10 protein-coding genes are annotated in these 16,255 nt (G+C 67.8%); 9 read left to right on the top strand and 1 reads right to left on the bottom strand.

All coding sequences use genetic code 11. The features are described 5' to 3' along the window. Positions 1–20 precede the first annotated feature (20 nt). From ACWETB_RS12700 to ACWETB_RS12685, 4 genes are all read left to right on the top strand, one after another. Complete coding sequence (locus tag ACWETB_RS12700; RefSeq protein ID WP_452211429.1) at positions 21–1,067, top strand: glutathione S-transferase family protein; 1,047 nt, start codon at positions 21–23, stop codon at positions 1,065–1,067. Continuing rightward, on the top strand, positions 1,064–1,831 hold the full coding sequence (locus tag ACWETB_RS12695; RefSeq protein WP_452211427.1) for a hypothetical protein: 768 nt from the start codon (positions 1,064–1,066) through the stop codon (positions 1,829–1,831). Before ACWETB_RS12700 ends, ACWETB_RS12695 begins: the two co-directional genes overlap by 4 nt. Then, the gene (locus ACWETB_RS12690; RefSeq protein ID WP_452211486.1) at positions 1,828–5,727 is read left to right on the top strand and encodes an ABC transporter ATP-binding protein; all 3,900 of its coding nucleotides are present in this window, start codon (positions 1,828–1,830) and stop codon (positions 5,725–5,727) included. Before ACWETB_RS12695 ends, ACWETB_RS12690 begins: the two co-directional genes overlap by 4 nt. Before the next feature lie 241 nt (positions 5,728–5,968). Beyond that, positions 5,969–9,835, top strand: coding sequence for a multifunctional oxoglutarate decarboxylase/oxoglutarate dehydrogenase thiamine pyrophosphate-binding subunit/dihydrolipoyllysine-residue succinyltransferase subunit (locus ACWETB_RS12685; protein ID WP_449744578.1), 3,867 nt, complete (start codon positions 5,969–5,971; stop codon positions 9,833–9,835). Positions 9,836–9,911: 76 nt separating this feature from the next. Here the strand turns inward: ACWETB_RS12685 and ACWETB_RS12680 are convergent, their stop codons facing one another. Next, a complete protein-coding gene (locus tag ACWETB_RS12680) occupies positions 9,912–10,499 on the bottom strand; it encodes a TetR/AcrR family transcriptional regulator (protein WP_449744599.1) in 588 nt (195 codons plus the stop codon). A 148-nt stretch (positions 10,500–10,647) separates the two neighbouring features. Between ACWETB_RS12680 and ACWETB_RS12675 the strand changes: the two genes are divergently transcribed. The 5 genes from ACWETB_RS12675 to ACWETB_RS12655 all read left to right on the top strand — a co-directional run bounded on the left by ACWETB_RS12675 (position 10,648) and on the right by ACWETB_RS12655 (position 16,247). Beyond that, positions 10,648–12,183 (top strand): flavin-containing monooxygenase, encoded by a 1,536-nt coding sequence (locus ACWETB_RS12675; protein WP_452211425.1) that lies wholly within the window; start codon positions 10,648–10,650, stop codon positions 12,181–12,183. A gap of 49 nt (positions 12,184–12,232) precedes the next feature. Further along, positions 12,233–13,069, top strand: coding sequence for an SDR family NAD(P)-dependent oxidoreductase (locus ACWETB_RS12670; RefSeq protein ID WP_452211423.1), 837 nt, complete (start codon positions 12,233–12,235; stop codon positions 13,067–13,069). A 178-nt stretch (positions 13,070–13,247) separates the two neighbouring features. Then, a complete protein-coding gene (locus ACWETB_RS12665; protein ID WP_348802501.1) occupies positions 13,248–13,505 on the top strand; it encodes a FeoA family protein in 258 nt (85 codons plus the stop codon). Further along, positions 13,502–15,571 carry a ferrous iron transporter B gene (feoB, locus tag ACWETB_RS12660; RefSeq protein ID WP_449744581.1) on the top strand — a complete coding sequence of 690 codons (2,070 nt, stop codon included), beginning with the start codon at positions 13,502–13,504 and terminating at the stop codon, positions 15,569–15,571. Before ACWETB_RS12665 ends, feoB begins: the two co-directional genes overlap by 4 nt. Positions 15,572–15,587: 16 nt before the next feature. After that, a complete protein-coding gene (locus ACWETB_RS12655) occupies positions 15,588–16,247 on the top strand; it encodes a NifU family protein (RefSeq protein ID WP_452211484.1) in 660 nt (219 codons plus the stop codon). Positions 16,248–16,255 lie beyond the last annotated feature (8 nt).

The following is a 16,255-nucleotide window of genomic DNA, read 5'->3' as shown; positions in this document are numbered from 1 at the left end:
CGGTTCACTACTGTGGTGCCATGAACACCGACACCACCTCGGTAAGCAGCAAGCAGGGAACGTATGTCACCGGCGGTCAGGAATTCGTCCGCGACACCAAGTACATCGAAACCCGCATCACCCGCGACGGACGCGACGGCTACCCCGTCGAACCCGGGCGCTACCGGCTCGTCGCCGCCCGCGCCTGCCCGTGGGCCAACCGCACGCTGATCGTGCGACGGCTCCTCGGCCTCGAGGACGCGATCTCACTCGGCCTGTGCGGGCCCACCCACGACGCCGACTCGTGGACCTTCGACCTCGATCCCGGCGGCATCGACCCGGTGTTGGGCATCCCCCGTCTGAAAGACGCCTACGAGAAGCGTTTCCCCGGCTACCCGAAGGGCATCACCGTCCCCGCGGTCGTCGACATCCCGACCGGCGAGGTCGTCACCAACGACTTCCCGCAGATCACCATCGACTTCGAGCTGGAATGGACCGACTTCCATCGTGACGGCGCCCCGCAGCTCTATCCCGAGCACCTCCGCGACGAGATCGACACGGTCAACAAGGGCGTCTACACCGAGGTCAACAACGGCGTCTACCGCTGCGGCTTCGCCGGCAGCCAGGAGTCCTACGACAAGGCCTACGACCGGTTGTTCACCAAACTCGACGAACTCTCCGAGCGGTTGTCCACACAGCGGTACCTCGTCGGCGACACCATCACCGAGGCCGACGTGCGGCTGTTCACCACACTCGCCCGCTTCGATGCGGTCTATCACGGCCACTTCAAATGCAACCGCACCAAACTCGCGGAGATGCCGGTGCTGTGGGCCTACGCGCGGGACCTGTTCCAAACCCCCGGATTCGGTGACACCACCGACTTCACCCAGATCAAGCAGCACTATTACCTCGTGCACCGCGACATCAACCCGACCGGCATCGTGCCGGCGGGACCCGACCTGCGCAACTGGCTGACCCCACATCACCGCGAGGAACTCGGCGGACGCCCCTTCGGCGACGGCACCCCGCCACCACCACCGCGCCCGGCCGAGGTGGTTCCCGCCGAGCACTGGGTGCCCGTCGCATGATCGGCAAGAAGCGGCCCGAGGCTGCCGCACCGAAACCCACGCGACCGGCGGCCGGACGTACCGCCCAAGTCACCGGCAACCTGATCGACAAGGCACAGCGACTGCAGGCCCCCGCGGTGGCGAAGTATGTCCTCGGTCTGCGGGAGAAGTACCCGAATGACTCCCCCGCGCAGATCATCACGCGGCTGGAGAAGCGCTACCTCAACGCGGTGACCTCCTCGGGCAGCGCGGTGGGCGCCACCGCCGCGATTCCCGGCGTCGGCACCGTGACAGCGCTCGGGGCGGTGACCGGTGAGACGGCGTGGTTCCTCGAAGCCTCGGCCCTGCTCGCGCTCGCGATCGCCGAGGTCCACGGGATCGGCATCCACGAGACCGAACGGCGAAAGACGTTGGTGCTCACCGTCGCCCTCGGCGAGGAAGGTCTCGCCCGGCTCGGCCGGGTGGTCGGCACCCAGGGCGGCGCGCTGCGGCGCCTCGGTCGCGCGTCGGCACCCAACGGCGCATTCGCCAAACTCAACAAGACGCTGGTCAACCGGGTGGCCAAGAAGTACGCACTCAAACGCGCGCCGCTCATCGTCGGTCGCATGCTGCCCGCCGGGATCGGCGCCGTCATCGGCGGCGCGGGCAACCGTGCCCTCGGCAAGCGGGTGATCGCGAGTTCACGCGAGGCGTTCGGTCCGCCGCCGGCGCACTGGACCATCGACTCCACCACCGTCGACGGTGCCGTGATCATCAACCCGTGGCTTCCGGCCGGCGAGAAGTGACGCTCGGCACCACCACCGAGACCGCCCCCTCGCACGATCCCGGACCCGCCACCGGATCGCCGCGCGCCCATGCCGGCTGGCTGCGCCGCCTGACCGCCGAGTGCCTCGAGCATCGTCGACTCGTGGCCATCACGTTGTCGGTGACCTTCATCGCCGTCGCCGTCGATCTCGTCGTGCCGCTGCTGTCCAAGGCGGCCCTGGATCTGGCGACCGGCGCCGGCTCCGGGCGTGGCCTGGAGTCGCTCACGGTGCCGCTCATCGTCGGGTTGCTGCTGGCGCTGGCCGTGGTGCGCTACCTCTGCCAGATGGGCCGACGGCTGACCGCCGGCCGTCTCTCGATCACCGTCCAGAACACCCTGCGACTACGCCTGCTGGACACCCTATTACACCTCGACGGTGCCACCCAGGCCCACATCCGCACCGGTCAGGTGGTCTCCCGGTCGATCTCGGATCTGCAGATCGTGCAGGGCCTGCTGGCGATGGTGCCGTTGTCGGTGGGTGCCGCCGTCCAGGTGGTCCTGGCGCTGGTCATCATGTTCTACCTCTCGCCACTGCTCACGCTGATCGCGTTGGCCATCGTCCCGCTCGTCGCGATCGTCGTCGTCACCACCCGGCGCCGGCTCTTCGCCGCGACCTGGTCGGCGCAGCAGGCCGCCGCCGACGTCGCCCAGCACGTCGAGGAGACCGTCACCGGCGTGCGCGTCGTCAAGGGATTCGGCCAGGAAACCCGCGCCGTCGACGAACTCGTCACCCTCGGCCGTGACCTCTACGGCAAGCGGTTGCGGGCGGGAAAGATCAACGCGCACTTCACCCCTACGATGGCGGCCATCCCGCAGCTCGGCATGGTCGCGGTCATCGCCGTCGGCGGATATCTGACCTTGGACGGCGACATCACCCCGGGCACCTTCCTCGCATTCGCCACCTATGTCGCGTCGATGACCGCATTGGCGCGGCTGCTGACCAACCTGGTGGTCAGCGGGCAGCTGGCCCGTGCGGCGGTGGAGCGGGTCTACGACGTGATCGACGCGCCCACCGACCCGGACGAGGCCAACACCGAGACGCTCCCCGACGGCCCGCTGGGCCTGGAGTTGCGTGGAGTCGATTTCTCCTATGACGGGGAGCGGGTGCTCGACGGCATCGACCTGCGGATCGGCCCCGGTGAATGCGTCGCCGTCGTGGGGCCACCAGGCTCGGGCAAGTCCACCCTCGCCGACCTGGTGAGCCGCCATGTGCGCCCCGACCGCGGATCGATCGATGCGCTGTCGGGGCCCGGCGGGCAGGTCCGCACCCCGATCGGCGACCTGTCGAGCGATTCGCTGCATGCGGGGGTGGCCGTGGTCTTCGACGAACCTTTCCTCTACTCCGACACCATCGCCACCAACATCACACTCGGCGAACGTCACCCGGTGGGTGCGCACCCCGACCCACGCCTCGTCGAGGCCGCACGCGCCGCCGACGCCCTCGAGTTCATCGAGGCCCTCCCGGACGGCTTCGACACCGTCGTCGGCGAGCGGGGACTGACGCTGTCCGGCGGCCAGCGTCAACGCGTGGCGCTGGCCCGCGCCCTCTACGCACGTCCCCGGATCCTCGTCCTCGACGACGCCACGTCGGCGGTCGACGCGTCCACCGAGGCGGGTATTCTGCACCGGCTGCGCACGCAGAGCCCGACCATGCTGGTCCTCGCGCACCGCCGGTCCACCCTGATGCTCGCCGATCGGGTAGCCGTGCTCGACGGCGGTCGCATCGTCGATGTCGGCACCGTGGCCGAACTCGACGCCCGCAGCGAGATGTTCCGGGCGCTCATGTCGCCGGTGGCGTCACCCGCACACCCCGCTCCGGGGACATCGAAACACGTTGCACCACAACGTATTGCGCCACAACCCACCAACGACGACACCCTCGACGCACGACTGTGGCCCACGGACGCGCCCGTCGTACGGGAACGACTCCGGCCCGGGACGCCCGATCCGGCCGGCCCGCCCGGCGGCGTCGGTGGCCGGGGCGGACGCGGCGGTGGCATCGCCGGGGCACTGGGTTCGATGCCGGCCACTCCCGCCTTGCTCGACGCCGTCGCGGCACTCCCACCGGCCGACGAGGACCCGCACGTCGACGTCGCCGCGACGCGCGCCGAGAATCGGGAATTCTCCCTGTGGCAGATCGTCAGGCCGGTGCGCTGGCTGATGGCCATCGCGATCGCCGCGATCGCCGTGGACACGCTCACCGGGCTGATCTTCCCGTCGCTGGCCCGCGCGGTGATCGATGCCGCCACCCGCACCGATGAACGGACCCTGCTCGTCGCCACCGGGATCGGTGTGGCGACGGTCGCGGTGGGATGGGTCGCCTCGGCCGCGATGACCCTGTACTCGACCCGCGCGGGCGAGCGGGTGCTCTTCGGTCTGCGGGTGCGCAGCTACGCACATCTGCAGCGCCTCGGCCTCGACTACTACGAACGGGAACTGTCCGGCCGCATCATGACGCGGATGACCACCGACGTCGATGCGCTCTCGACCTTCCTGCAGACGGGCCTGTCCACGGCCATCGTCGCGGTCCTGACCCTGCTCGGGGTCAGCGCGGCGCTCCTGCTGACCGATCTGCAGCTCGGCGCGCTGATCCTGCCCGCCATCCCGGTCCTGATCGTGGCGACGGTCATCTTCCGCCGGATCGCCGCCCGCGCCTACACGCGGTCGCGCGAACTCGTCAGCGCGGTCAACGCCGACTTCCAGGAGAACATCGCCGGCATCAAGACCACCCGCTCGTACCGGAACACCGACGTCGCCGCGCGGCGCTTCGCCGGGCTTGCCGCGCAATGGTTTTCGGCTCGGATGACCTCACAGCGCGCCATCTCGGTGTACTTCCCGTTCATCACCCTGATCAGCGACCTCGCCACCGCCGCGGCGATCGCGGTCGGGGCCCACCAGATCTCCGGCGGCACGCTGTCGGCCGGCACGCTGATCGCCTTCATCCTCTATCTCTCGTTGCTGTTCGGTCCGGTGCAGCAACTGTCGCAGGTGTTCGACGGCTATCAGCAGGCCGCGGTGGGCCTGCGACGCATCGCCGATCTGCTGCGCACGCCGACGACCGTCGCCGAGCGCCCCGACGCCCACGATCCCGGGCCGGCCGGATTCGACGGCGATGCACGCCTCGACGCCGTCGGCTTCCGGTACGCGCAGGCACCCACCGAGGCACTGGGCGATGTCGATCTGCACATCCCGCCCGGGACGTCGCTGGCGCTGGTGGGCCGCACCGGGGCGGGCAAGTCGACCATCGTCAAACTGCTCGCCCGCTTCTACGACCCGACATCCGGTGCCGTGCGGATGGACGGCACCGACATCCGGGATTTCACCGTGCGCGGCTATCGCAGCCATATCGGGATCGTCCCCCAGGAACCCCACCTGTTCACCGGCACCGTCGCCGACAACATCGCCTACGGCCGGCCCGACGCGGACCGCTCCGACATCACCACCGCCGCGCGGGCCGTCGGCGCCGCCGAGATGATCGCGGGCCTGTCCGGCGGCATGAATCACCCCATCGGTGAACGCGGTCAGGGCCTGTCGTCGGGCCAGCGCCAACTGATCGCCCTCGCGCGCGCCGAGCTCGTCTCCCCCGACCTGCTGCTGCTCGACGAGGCGACGGCAACCCTCGACCAGGCCACCGAGGCGACGGTGCTCGCCGCCGGCGATGCCCTCACCCATCGACGAACATCGGTGATCGTGGCCCACCGGCTCGCGACTGCGGCGCGCGCGGACCGGATCGCCGTGGTCGACGCGGGCCGGATCGTCGAGGCGGGAACACACGAGCAACTCCTCGCGTTGGGCGGGAGGTATCGCACGTTCTGGGATGCCGGTGTCGATCCCGACGTGGACGGTACGTCGCCTGCAAGGCAACTCATGCGCTGAGTTGTCGCAGGTACGCGCGGCTGTCGAAGCGCACGGGACCCGTCAACGGCGCCGGAGGGTGACGGCTCCGGCGGCGGTGGTGGCCACCGCACCTCGCCGGGGTGATCGGGCGCGGGCTGCCTTCGTCGCCGAAGAGCGCAAGCGCGTACCATCTGCAGGTGGTTCACGACGTGGCTCCACGAGAGACGCACGTGGTGAGACGGCGACCCGACACCAGAGGGAATTGAGGCGAGAATCCGCTGTGAGCAGTTCGATATCCGAATCCGACTTCGGGCAGAACACATGGCTGGTCGAGGAAATGTACCGGCAGTATCAGAAGGACCCGAACTCGGTGGATCCGAGTTGGCACGACCTTCTGAAGAACTACACCCCGTCCGGAAACGGCAGCAGCACCAACGGCGCCGAGTCGGCACCTGCGGCCAAGGGCTCGAGCGCGCCGGCCGCTGCTCGCCCCGCTGCGCCGAGTAAGCCCACCGCGTCGTCGGCATCCACCTCGTCCACCGCATCGGCCAAGGCGGCCGCGAGCGCGACGCCGGCGAGCGCCACCAAGAAGCAACCGGTCACCCTGGATCAGGGGCCGGCCCCGCGCGCGACCCCGCCGCGCAAGACCCCCGCCCGTGAGTCCACCGCCACCAAGGCCGCCTCCGGTCAGAGCGTCGCCAGCCGCGACGGTTCCGCGCGTTCCCAGAACAAGCCGACCGCCAAGTCCCCGGCGTCCGCCGCGTCGACATCCGAGGACGAGACCAAGGTGTTGCGCGGTCCGGCCGCCGCCATCGCCAAGAACATGTCGGCGTCGCTGCAGATCCCGACTGCCACCAGCGTGCGCGCCGTCCCCGCGAAGCTGATGATCGACAACCGTATCGTCGTCAACAATCACCTCGCCCGGACCCGCGGCGGCAAGATCAGCTTCACCCACATTCTCGGCTACGCCCTCGTCCAGGCGATCAAGTCGTTCCCGAACATGAACCGACACTTCGCCGAGGTCGACGGCAAGCCCAACGTCGTCACCCCCGCCCACACGAACCTCGGGCTCGCGATCGACCTCGTCGGCAAGGACGGCAACCGCACACTCGTCGTCGCCGCCATCAAGAAGTGCGAGACGATGGGCTTCGCGGAGTTCTACAGCGCGTACCAGGACATCGTGCGACGTGCTCGCGACGGCAAGCTCGGCGCGGAGGACTTCGCCGGGGTGACCATGTCGCTCACCAACCCCGGCACCATCGGTACCGTGCATTCGGTGCCGCGCCTGATGAAGGGCCAGGGCGCCATCATCGGTGCCGGCGCGATGGAGTACCCGGCCGAATTCCAGGGCGCCAGCGACGAGCAGATCGCCGAGCTCGGCGTCGGCAAGCTGATGACGCTGACCTCGACCTATGATCACCGCATCATTCAGGGCGCCGAGTCCGGCGACTTCCTGCGCAAGGTGCATGAGCTGCTGCTCGACGACGCGTTCTACGACGAGATCTTCACCGCGTTCCATATTCCGTACGAGCCGGTCCGCTGGCGTCGCGACATCCCCGCCGGACTCGTCGACAAGAACACCCGTGTCCTCGAGCTGATCGCCGCCTACCGCAACCGCGGTCACCTGATGGCCGACATCGATCCGCTGATGATGGACAGCGATGCGCGCGCCAGCCATCCCGACCTCGACATCCTGACCTACGGGCTGACCCTGTGGGATCTCGACCGCAGCTTCAACGTCGGCGGCTTCCACGGCCAGGACAAGATGAAGCTGCGCGATGTGCTGTCGATCCTGCGCGACGCCTACTGCCGTCACGTCGGCGTGGAGTACACCCACATCCTCGAACCCGAGCAGCAGAAGTGGGTGCAGGAACGTGTCGAGATCAAGCACGTCAAGCCGCCGGTCGCCGAGCAGAAGTACATCCTGAGCAAGCTCAACGCCGCCGAGGCCTTCGAGACCTTCCTGCAGACCAAGTACGTCGGTCAGAAGCGCTTCTCGCTCGAGGGCGCCGAGTCGGTGATCCCGATGATGGACGGCGTCATCGACCAGAGCGCCGAACACGGCCTCGGCGAGGTCGTCATCGGCATGCCGCACCGCGGGCGCCTCAACGTGCTCGCCAACATCGTCGGCAAGCCGTACTCGAAGATCTTCACCGAGTTCGAGGGCAACCTGAATCCATCGCAGGCGCACGGTTCCGGCGACGTGAAGTACCACCTCGGCGCCGAGGGCAAGTACTACCAGATGTTCGGCGACAACGAGATCAACGTCTCGCTGACCGCCAACCCGAGCCACCTCGAGGCCGTCGACCCGGTCCTCGAAGGCCTCGTCCGCGCCAAGCAGGACCTCCTCGATGAGGAGCAGCAGTTCTCCATCCTCCCGCTGATGCTGCACGGCGACGCCGCCTTTGCCGGGCAGGGCGTGGTGCCCGAGACCCTGAACCTGGCCATGTTGCCCGGCTACCGCACCGGCGGCACCGTGCACATCGTGGTCAACAACCAGGTCGGCTTCACCACCGCACCGGAGCATTCCCGTTCGACCGAGTACTGCACCGACGTCGCGAAGATGATCGGCGCGCCGATCTTCCACGTCAACGGCGACGACCCGGAGGCATGTGTGTGGGCGGCCAAGCTGGCCGTCGACTACCGCGAGGCCTTCCGCAAGGACGTCGTCATCGACCTCGTCTGCTTCCGCCGCCGCGGTCACAACGAGGGCGACGACCCGTCGATGACCCAGCCGGCGATGTACGACGTGATCGACACCAAGCGCGGTGTCCGCAAGTCCTACACCGAAGCCCTCATCGGCCGCGGGGACATCTCCACCAAGGAGGCCGAGGACGCTCTACGCGACTACCAGGGGCAGCTCGAACGGGTCTTCAACGAGGTCAAGGAACTCGAGAAGTTCACCCCGGAGCCCAGCGAGTCCGTCGAGGCCGATCAGCCGCTGCCGCAGAAGCTGGTGACCGCGGTCGACAAGGACGTGCTCGCCGACATCGGCAACGCGTTCTTCAACACCCCCGAGGGCTTCACCCCGCATCCGCGGGTGAAGCCGGTGCTCAAGCGCCGTCACGAGATGTCCACCGAGGGTGGCGTCGACTGGGCCTTCGCCGAGTTGCTGGCCTTCGGGTCGCTGGTGGTCGAGGGACGTACCGTGCGCCTGTCCGGTCAGGACTCCCGACGCGGCACCTTCACCCAGCGGCATTCGGTGCTCATCGACCGGGACAACGGCTCGGAGTACACCCCGCTCAACCACCTGCAGCCGATCGACGGTGACGCCGATTCGCTGGGCCGGTTCCTGGTGTACGACTCTCCGCTGAGCGAGTTCGCGGTGGTCGGCTTCGAATACGGCTACTCCGTGGGCAACCCCGACGCGCTGGTGCTGTGGGAAGCGCAGTTCGGCGACTTCGTCAACGGCGCCCAGTCGGTGATCGACGAGTTCATCAGCTCCGGCGAGGCGAAGTGGGGGCAGCGTTCCGACGTGGTCCTGCTGCTCCCCCACGGCCACGAGGGTCAGGGTCCCGACCACACCTCGGGTCGTATCGAGCGGTTCCTGCAGCTGTGTGCCGAAGGATCGATGACGGTGGCGCTGCCGTCGACGCCGGCCAGCTACTTCCATCTGCTGCGTCGCCACGTCCTCGACGGCATCAGCCGCCCGCTGATCGTCTTCACCCCGAAGTCGATGCTGCGCAACAAGGCCGCGGTGTCGCCGCTGTCGGACTTCACCGAGGACAAGTTCCGTTCGGTGATCGACGACCCGCACTTCAAGTCCGACGAGGCCGAGCGCAACAAGGTCAAGCGGGTGTTGCTGGTGAGCGGCAAGCTCTACTACGAGCTGGCCGCCCGCCGCGACAAGGAGAACCGCGAGGACGTCGCCGTGGTGCGCATCGAACAGCTCTACCCGGTGCCGCATCGCCGCCTGCAACAGACCCTCGAGCGCTACCCGAACGCCGATGAGTTCTTCTGGGTCCAGGAGGAGCCCGCCAACCAGGGCCCGTGGCCGTTCCTCGGATTGTGGCTGCCCGAACTACTCCCGGACCTGCTGAAGGGGCTGCGTCGGGTGTCGCGTCGCCCGATGTCGGCGCCGTCGTCCGGATCGAGCAAGGTCCACGCCGTGGAACAGCAGGAGATCCTCGACGAGGCCTTCGGCTGACACGAACACCGCATCTCACGGTTCCGGCCGCGACGTCCCCCTGGGGGTGTCGCGGCCGGTCTCGTTGTGGGCGGGCTCAGCCGGGGAGATCGACGACGGTGCCGGAGGCGGCCACGAGCGCGGGAAGTGACGCGGTGATCACCGCCAGCAGTTCCTCGCGGCCGATGACCGGGTCGGTCAGCCACGAGATCGTGGTCTGCTCGACGAACGCGATCCACCCGTGCACCGTCATCTCGACGAGCGGGGTGAGCGCCACGCCGAGGGCCGGCGCGTGCTCGAGCACCCGGTCGGCCATCGCCGATCGGGTGTGATCGAATACCTCCCGCATCGCCGGGTCGGCGCTGGCCGAACCGCGGATGAAGGCCATGTACGCGGCGCGGTTGGTGCTCACGTACTCGACGAACGCCGACATCGACCCGGCCAGCACGCTCAGTGGATCACCGAGCGACTCATCGGGGCGGGTGCAGTCGAGCATCTCCTGCGATTGCGCCCGTGCGATGGCCACATGGAAGTCCTGCTTGGATTCGAAGTAGTGGAACAGCAGTGCCCGCGACACCCCGGCCGCAGCGGCGATCGCGTCGATCGTCACCTGTTCGAGGGGTCGCTCGGAGACCATCTGCAGGCCGAGGGAGATCAGCTGATCGCGGCGCTCCTGCGGGCTCATCCGGGTGCGGCGTGCTCCGGCCGGGGCACCGGATCGGACAGTGCCGGATCGGACAGGGTTCGACGAGGCCATACCCGCCATCGTAGCCTACTGACTCATGTTCAATAACTATTGACGGGTATTCAATAAGCCTCTATGGTGGTTCACCATGACAACGCATGATGTAGAGATCGCGATCGTCGGAGCCGGCTTCTCCGGACTCGGGGCCGCCATCACCCTCAGCCGCGCGGGCGTCGACGATTACGTGATCCTCGATCGCGGTGCCGACTTTGGCGGCACCTGGCGCGACAACACCTACCCGGGCGCCGCGTGCGACGTCGCGTCGAACCTGTACTCCTACTCCTTCGCGCCGAACCCCGACTGGTCGCGCTCGTACTCGCATCAGCCCGAGATCCATCGCTACATCAACACCGTCGCCGATGACCACGGCGTCCGGGAGCGGGCCCGCTTCGGCACCGAGGTCACCCGGGCCGCGTGGGATGAGGACAGCGCGCACTGGCTCATCTCGACCATCGCCGACGGAGTCGAGAACACCTACCGGGCCCGGCACCTCATCGGCGCCGTCGGCCCACTGTGTGAACCGAATCTCCCCGACATCGAGGGCATCGAATCCTTCGCCGGCACCGTGATGCATTCGGCGCGTTGGGATTCCGACGTCGACTTCACCGGCAAGCGGGTCGCGGTGATCGGTACCGGCGCGTCGGCCATCCAGATCGTGCCGGAGCTGGCAAAGGTGGCCGGCCGGCTCGACGTCTACCAGCGCACCGCACCGTGGATCGTGCCGCGCACCGAACGGCCTTACACCCCGGTCGAACACTGGGCCTTCAAGCACCTGCCCGCGGTACAGTCCGCGAGCCGGGCCGGCATCTACGCCTTCAACGAGTTCGTCGCCTTCGGCATGACCTACTCCCCCGCCGCGCTCAAGCCGGTGGAGATCCTGGCCCGCGCGAACATCTTCCGCGGTATCCGCGACCCGGAGCTCCGCGCCAAGGCCACCCCGAAGTTCCAGATCGGCTGCAAGCGCATCCTGCGCTCCAACGCCTGGTATCCGGCACTCGACCGCGACAACGTCGACCTCGTCACCGATCCCATCGAGCGGATCACCCCCACCGGTGTGGTGACCGCCGACGGCACCACCCGTGACATCGACATCCTGGTGGTGGCCACCGGCTTCCACGTCACCGACTCCCCTGTCTTCGGCAGCATCATCGGCGCCGACGGACGCAGCCTGGCACAGGTGTGGGACGAGATCGGCATGCAGGGATACAAGGGGTCCTTCGTCCACGGATTCCCCAACATGATGCTGATGATCGGGCCGTCCACCGGCCTCGGACACACCTCGATGGTCTACATGATCGAATCACAGCTCAACTACCTCGCCGACTACATCGCCACCACCCGGCGCCGTGACGCCGTACGAATCGATGTGACCGAGGCCGCCCAGCGTCGCTATAACGCCGGCATCCAGCACAAGCTGCGCAACAGCGTCTGGGTCAACGGCGGCTGCGCCTCGTGGTACAAGGACGCCAACGGCAACATCACCACCCTGTGGCCGGGCTTCACCTTCGATTTCCGGCGGGAGACAAGGACATTCGACGTCACCGCCTACGACGTCACGACCGCCGCCGACGCCGCGGCGACCACCGTCGACCCCACGCCCGTCACAGCCGGTGCCGACGCCTGACGTCGAGCACCCAGTCCACACCGCCCCCTCAGCACAGAAAGCAGACACCATGAAGGACTTCCGCGACAAGGTCATCGTCATCACCGGAGCCGGATCAGGCATGGGCCGCGACCTGGCCGTCAAACTCGGTCGCATGGGCGCCAAACTGGCCATCTCCGATCTCAACCCCGACGGCCTCGCCGAAACCGAACGACTCGTCCGCGAGACCGGGGCGCAGGTGCACACCCAGATCCTCAACGTCGCCGAACGCGAATCGGTCCTCGAGTACGCCGAGACCGTGGTGGCCCACTACGGCACGGTCAACGTCATCTTCAACAACGCCGGTATCGCCCACCACGGCGAGATCGAACGCACCGAGTTCAAGGACATCGAGCGCGTCGTCGACGTCGACTTCTGGGGAGTTGTCAACGGCACCAAGGCATTCCTGCCGCACATCATCGCCTCCGGCGACGGCCACATCGTCAACACGTCGTCGTTGTTCGGGCTGCTCTCCGAGCCCGGGCAGGCCGCCTACAACGCCGCCAAGTTCGCCGTACGCGGGTTCACCGAATCGCTGAATCAGGAGATGATCGTCGCCAAGCACCCGGTCAAGGTGTCGTGTGTGCATCCCGGCGGCATCAAGACGGCCATCGCGCGCAACGCCACCGCATCCGGTGACCACGACGCGCAGAGCAATGCCGCCTTCTTCGATCGCTACCTTGCCCGCACCACGTCGGAGGATGCCGCCGACACCATCATCAAAGGCGTGCAGAAGAACAAGGCGCGCATCCTCGTCGGCACCGACGCGAAACTCCTCGACATCTGGGTTCGCATCGTCGCGTCGAAGTATCAGTGGATCACCGCCAAGGTGACCGCCGCCGCACTGTCCAAGGCGGCGCCGAAGTAACGATTCCGGGACGAGAGTCCGGCGAAAAGGGCCCTTCGCGTTGCGAAGGGCCCTTCTTCGATGCTGAAGTCATGACCAATGACCCTCACGGACAAGGCCAGCCGTACCTAACATGGTGTCATGGGTGTGGCATGCCGGCCAATTACATGCCGCCCCCCTTTGCAGAGGAAGGCAGTTCATGTCCACGCCAGCCCGACCGAGGATCGCACTCACGTCGTTGTCCTTGCACGACTTCGCCACGGTGACCGGTTACAGCGACTCGTGTCCCCCCGCCGTACGCAAGCGGATGGTCAGCCTCGGATTCGTCCCCGGTGCCACCGTCGCCAAGATCCGACGCGCCCCGCTCGGTGATCCGTGCGTGTACCGGGTGATGGATTACCAGATGTGCCTGCGCGCTCGTGAGGCCGACTACATCGAATGCGAGACGGACCGATGAGCGATTGCCATGACCCGGGCACGGGCCGCAGCGGGGGCGGCGTCGATGCCGACGGCAAGCCGCTGGAGAGCATCGCGCTCATCGGGAGCCCCAACGCCGGCAAGACCTCGGTCTTCAACGGCCTCACCGGCCTGCGGCTCAAGACCGCCAACTATCCGGGCGTGACGGTGAGCCGATCCGTCGGATCGCTCAAGGTTCCGTTGCCCGCCAACAAGATCCACCCCGACGGCCCCGGCGCCGCGACGACCGCCAAGACCACCACGGTCATCGATCTGGAAGACCTGCCCGGCGCCTACAGTCTCGATCCGATCTCACCCGATGAGAAGGTGGTCGCCGACCTCTTCGCCGGCGAGCTCGACGGTGCACGCCGCCCCGACGCCGCCCTGGTCGTCGTCGATTCCACCGTCCTGCACCGGTCGCTGGCGCTGGTCGCCGAGGCACTCAACCTCGACATCCCGGTCGCGATCATCCTGACGATGACCGACGAGATGGAGCGCCGCGGCGGACACGTCGACCCGGTCGGCCTGTCCGAGGCCCTCGGGGTTCCCGTCCGCGCCGTGGTGGGCACCCGGAAGTCCACCCTCGAGCCGGTGCGGAAGATGCTCGGTGACCCGGACTCCTGGAGCCGCCCGGCGGTTGCGCCGCCGACCGACGCGGGCCCGCTGCTGGCCGACTGGATCGATTCGGCCCTGACCCTCGCCGATTATCGCCCCCCGCGGGAACCCGGCAGCACCAACCGCATCGACCGGGTGTTGCTGCATCCGGTGTTCGGCACCCTGGTGTTCCTGGCCGTGATGTTCGCGTTCTTCCAGGTCGTGTTCACCGTCGCGGCCCCCTTCCAGGATTGGATCGAGACGTTCTTCGGGTGGCTGGGCACGTTGGTCACCGACTACGTGACACAACCGATCCTCGCCGATTTCCTCTCGACGGCACTGATCGGCGGTGTCGGCGGCGTCCTGGTCTTCGTCCCGCAGATCGTGCTGATGTTCCTGCTGATCGCGATCATGGAGAACGTCGGATACATGTCGCGCGCGGCATTCCTCACCGATCGGGTGATGAGCCGCGCCGGTCTGGAGGGACGAGCGTTCGTCGCGATGCTCTCGTCGTTCGCCTGCGCGGTCCCCGGCATCATGGCGACGCGCACCCTGCCGTCGTCCAAGGACCGCATCGCCGTCGCGATGTCGGCGCCGCTGGTGACCTGCTCGGCCCGGCTGCCGGTCTTCGTGCTGCTCACCGGATTGCTCATCCCGTCGGATTCGCGGTTCGGCCCGGTGCACACCCAGGGTCTGGTCATGTTCGGTCTGTACCTGCTCGGCGGGCTGTCCGCGATGGCGGCGGCGGCGGTCTTCAAGCGCACCCGAAAACTGCGCAGCGGCCTGATGCCCTTCTACATGGAGATGCCGCCCTACCGCGTTCCGACCGTGAAGTCGGTCCTGCTGATGATGTGGGATTCCACCCGGATGTTCCTGCAGAAGGTCGGCAAGATCATCCTCGCCACCTCCATCGTGTTGTGGGTGCTGCTGTCACTGCCCGCGCACGCCGAGGAGGCCGAGCAGATCCGCACCGACGCGGTGGCCACCGCCATCGCGCAGGGCTCCACGCAGGACGAGGCCGACGCCATCGGTGATGCCGAATCCCGCTCGTATGTGATGGAGAACAGTTACGCCGCCTCGGTCGGCAAGTTCGTCGAGCCGGTGTTCGCTCCCCTCGGTTTCGACTGGCGCATCAACATCGGCATCCTGGGATCGTTCTCCGCCCGTGAGGTCGCGGTCTCGACACTGGGACAGATCGGTGCGGCCGAGGATCCCGACGATCCGAGTGCGGCCCTGGCCCAGATGACCTACACCAGCGGTCCGCACGAGGGTGAGAAACTGTTCGGCGCGCCGACGGTGGTCGCACTGCTGCTGTTCTATGTGTACGCGTTGCAATGCATGTCGACGGTGGGAACCATTCGCCGCGAGACCAATTCGTGGCGGTGGCCGCTGATCGCCTGGGGCTACATGTTCGCCCTCGCCTGGGTCACCGGCTTCATCGGATACCAGATCGCCGCCGCGATCGGCGGGTGAGGTCGTCGTGTCGATCATGCTGTTGCCCGCCCCGATCGATCCCGCCGCACCCGACGTGATCCGTTGGCGGGTCGGTCCGGGCCTGGTGCGCGTCGACGACAGTCCCGAGGGGTCCGAACTGCCCGCCGAACTCCACGCACTCCTCGATCGCGGAATCCTGCGATCGGTGCGGGTGCGTCCGGGCCGGATCGAGACCACGGTGGGAGCCGGCACCGACACCGCGTCGGCCGGACCCGCCATCCGCGCGGCGCTCTTCGACGTGCTGTCCCGTCCGGGTGGCTGGCCGACGGCCGATGCCGAGCGCCGGGTGCCCGGGTCCGACGCCGCCGGGTCCGACGACGCCCTCGACCCCGCGGCGTTGGTCCGCAGCGGCGCCGACCGCGAACTCGAGGCCGGGGTCCGCGAGGTACTCGACGGCGAGTTCGGGATCTACACCGCCTCCCACGGTGGTCACGTCGAGTTGATCGGGGTGTCGCAGGGCGTCGTCACCGTCGCACTGACCGGCCGGTGTCACGGTTGCGCGGCGGCCGAGGTCACCCTGCGTGGCAACCTCGCCGCGCGTCTTCGCCGGCTACCCGGATACGTCGATCTGCGCACCATCGGTGAGGCGGCCTCGTGCGACGACCGCCCGCGCGGGGCGACGTTCCTGGGTCGGCTGCCGGGCTTTCGGCGCTGATCGTTCGG

It is taken from the genome of Gordonia sp. NPDC003950, assembly GCF_053605205.1.
This window is presented reverse-complemented; position numbering and strand designations above follow the sequence as displayed.

What these genes read in the sequence shown, in the direction of transcription:
- feoB (WP_449744581.1), top strand. Translation starts at nt 13,502, where the DNA reads ATGAGCGATTGCCATGACCCGGGCACGGGCCGCAGCGGGGGCGGCGTC.
- ACWETB_RS12695 (WP_452211427.1), top strand. Translation starts at nt 1,064, where the DNA reads ATGATCGGCAAGAAGCGGCCCGAGGCTGCCGCACCGAAACCCACGCGA.
- ACWETB_RS12680 (WP_449744599.1), bottom strand. Translation starts at nt 10,499, where the DNA reads ATGAGCCCGCAGGAGCGCCGCGATCAGCTGATCTCCCTCGGCCTGCAG.
- ACWETB_RS12700 (WP_452211429.1), top strand. Translation starts at nt 21, where the DNA reads ATGAACACCGACACCACCTCGGTAAGCAGCAAGCAGGGAACGTATGTC.
- ACWETB_RS12655 (WP_452211484.1), top strand. Translation starts at nt 15,588, where the DNA reads ATGCTGTTGCCCGCCCCGATCGATCCCGCCGCACCCGACGTGATCCGT.
- ACWETB_RS12665 (WP_348802501.1), top strand. Translation starts at nt 13,248, where the DNA reads ATGTCCACGCCAGCCCGACCGAGGATCGCACTCACGTCGTTGTCCTTG.
- ACWETB_RS12670 (WP_452211423.1), top strand. Translation starts at nt 12,233, where the DNA reads ATGAAGGACTTCCGCGACAAGGTCATCGTCATCACCGGAGCCGGATCA.
- ACWETB_RS12675 (WP_452211425.1), top strand. Translation starts at nt 10,648, where the DNA reads ATGACAACGCATGATGTAGAGATCGCGATCGTCGGAGCCGGCTTCTCC.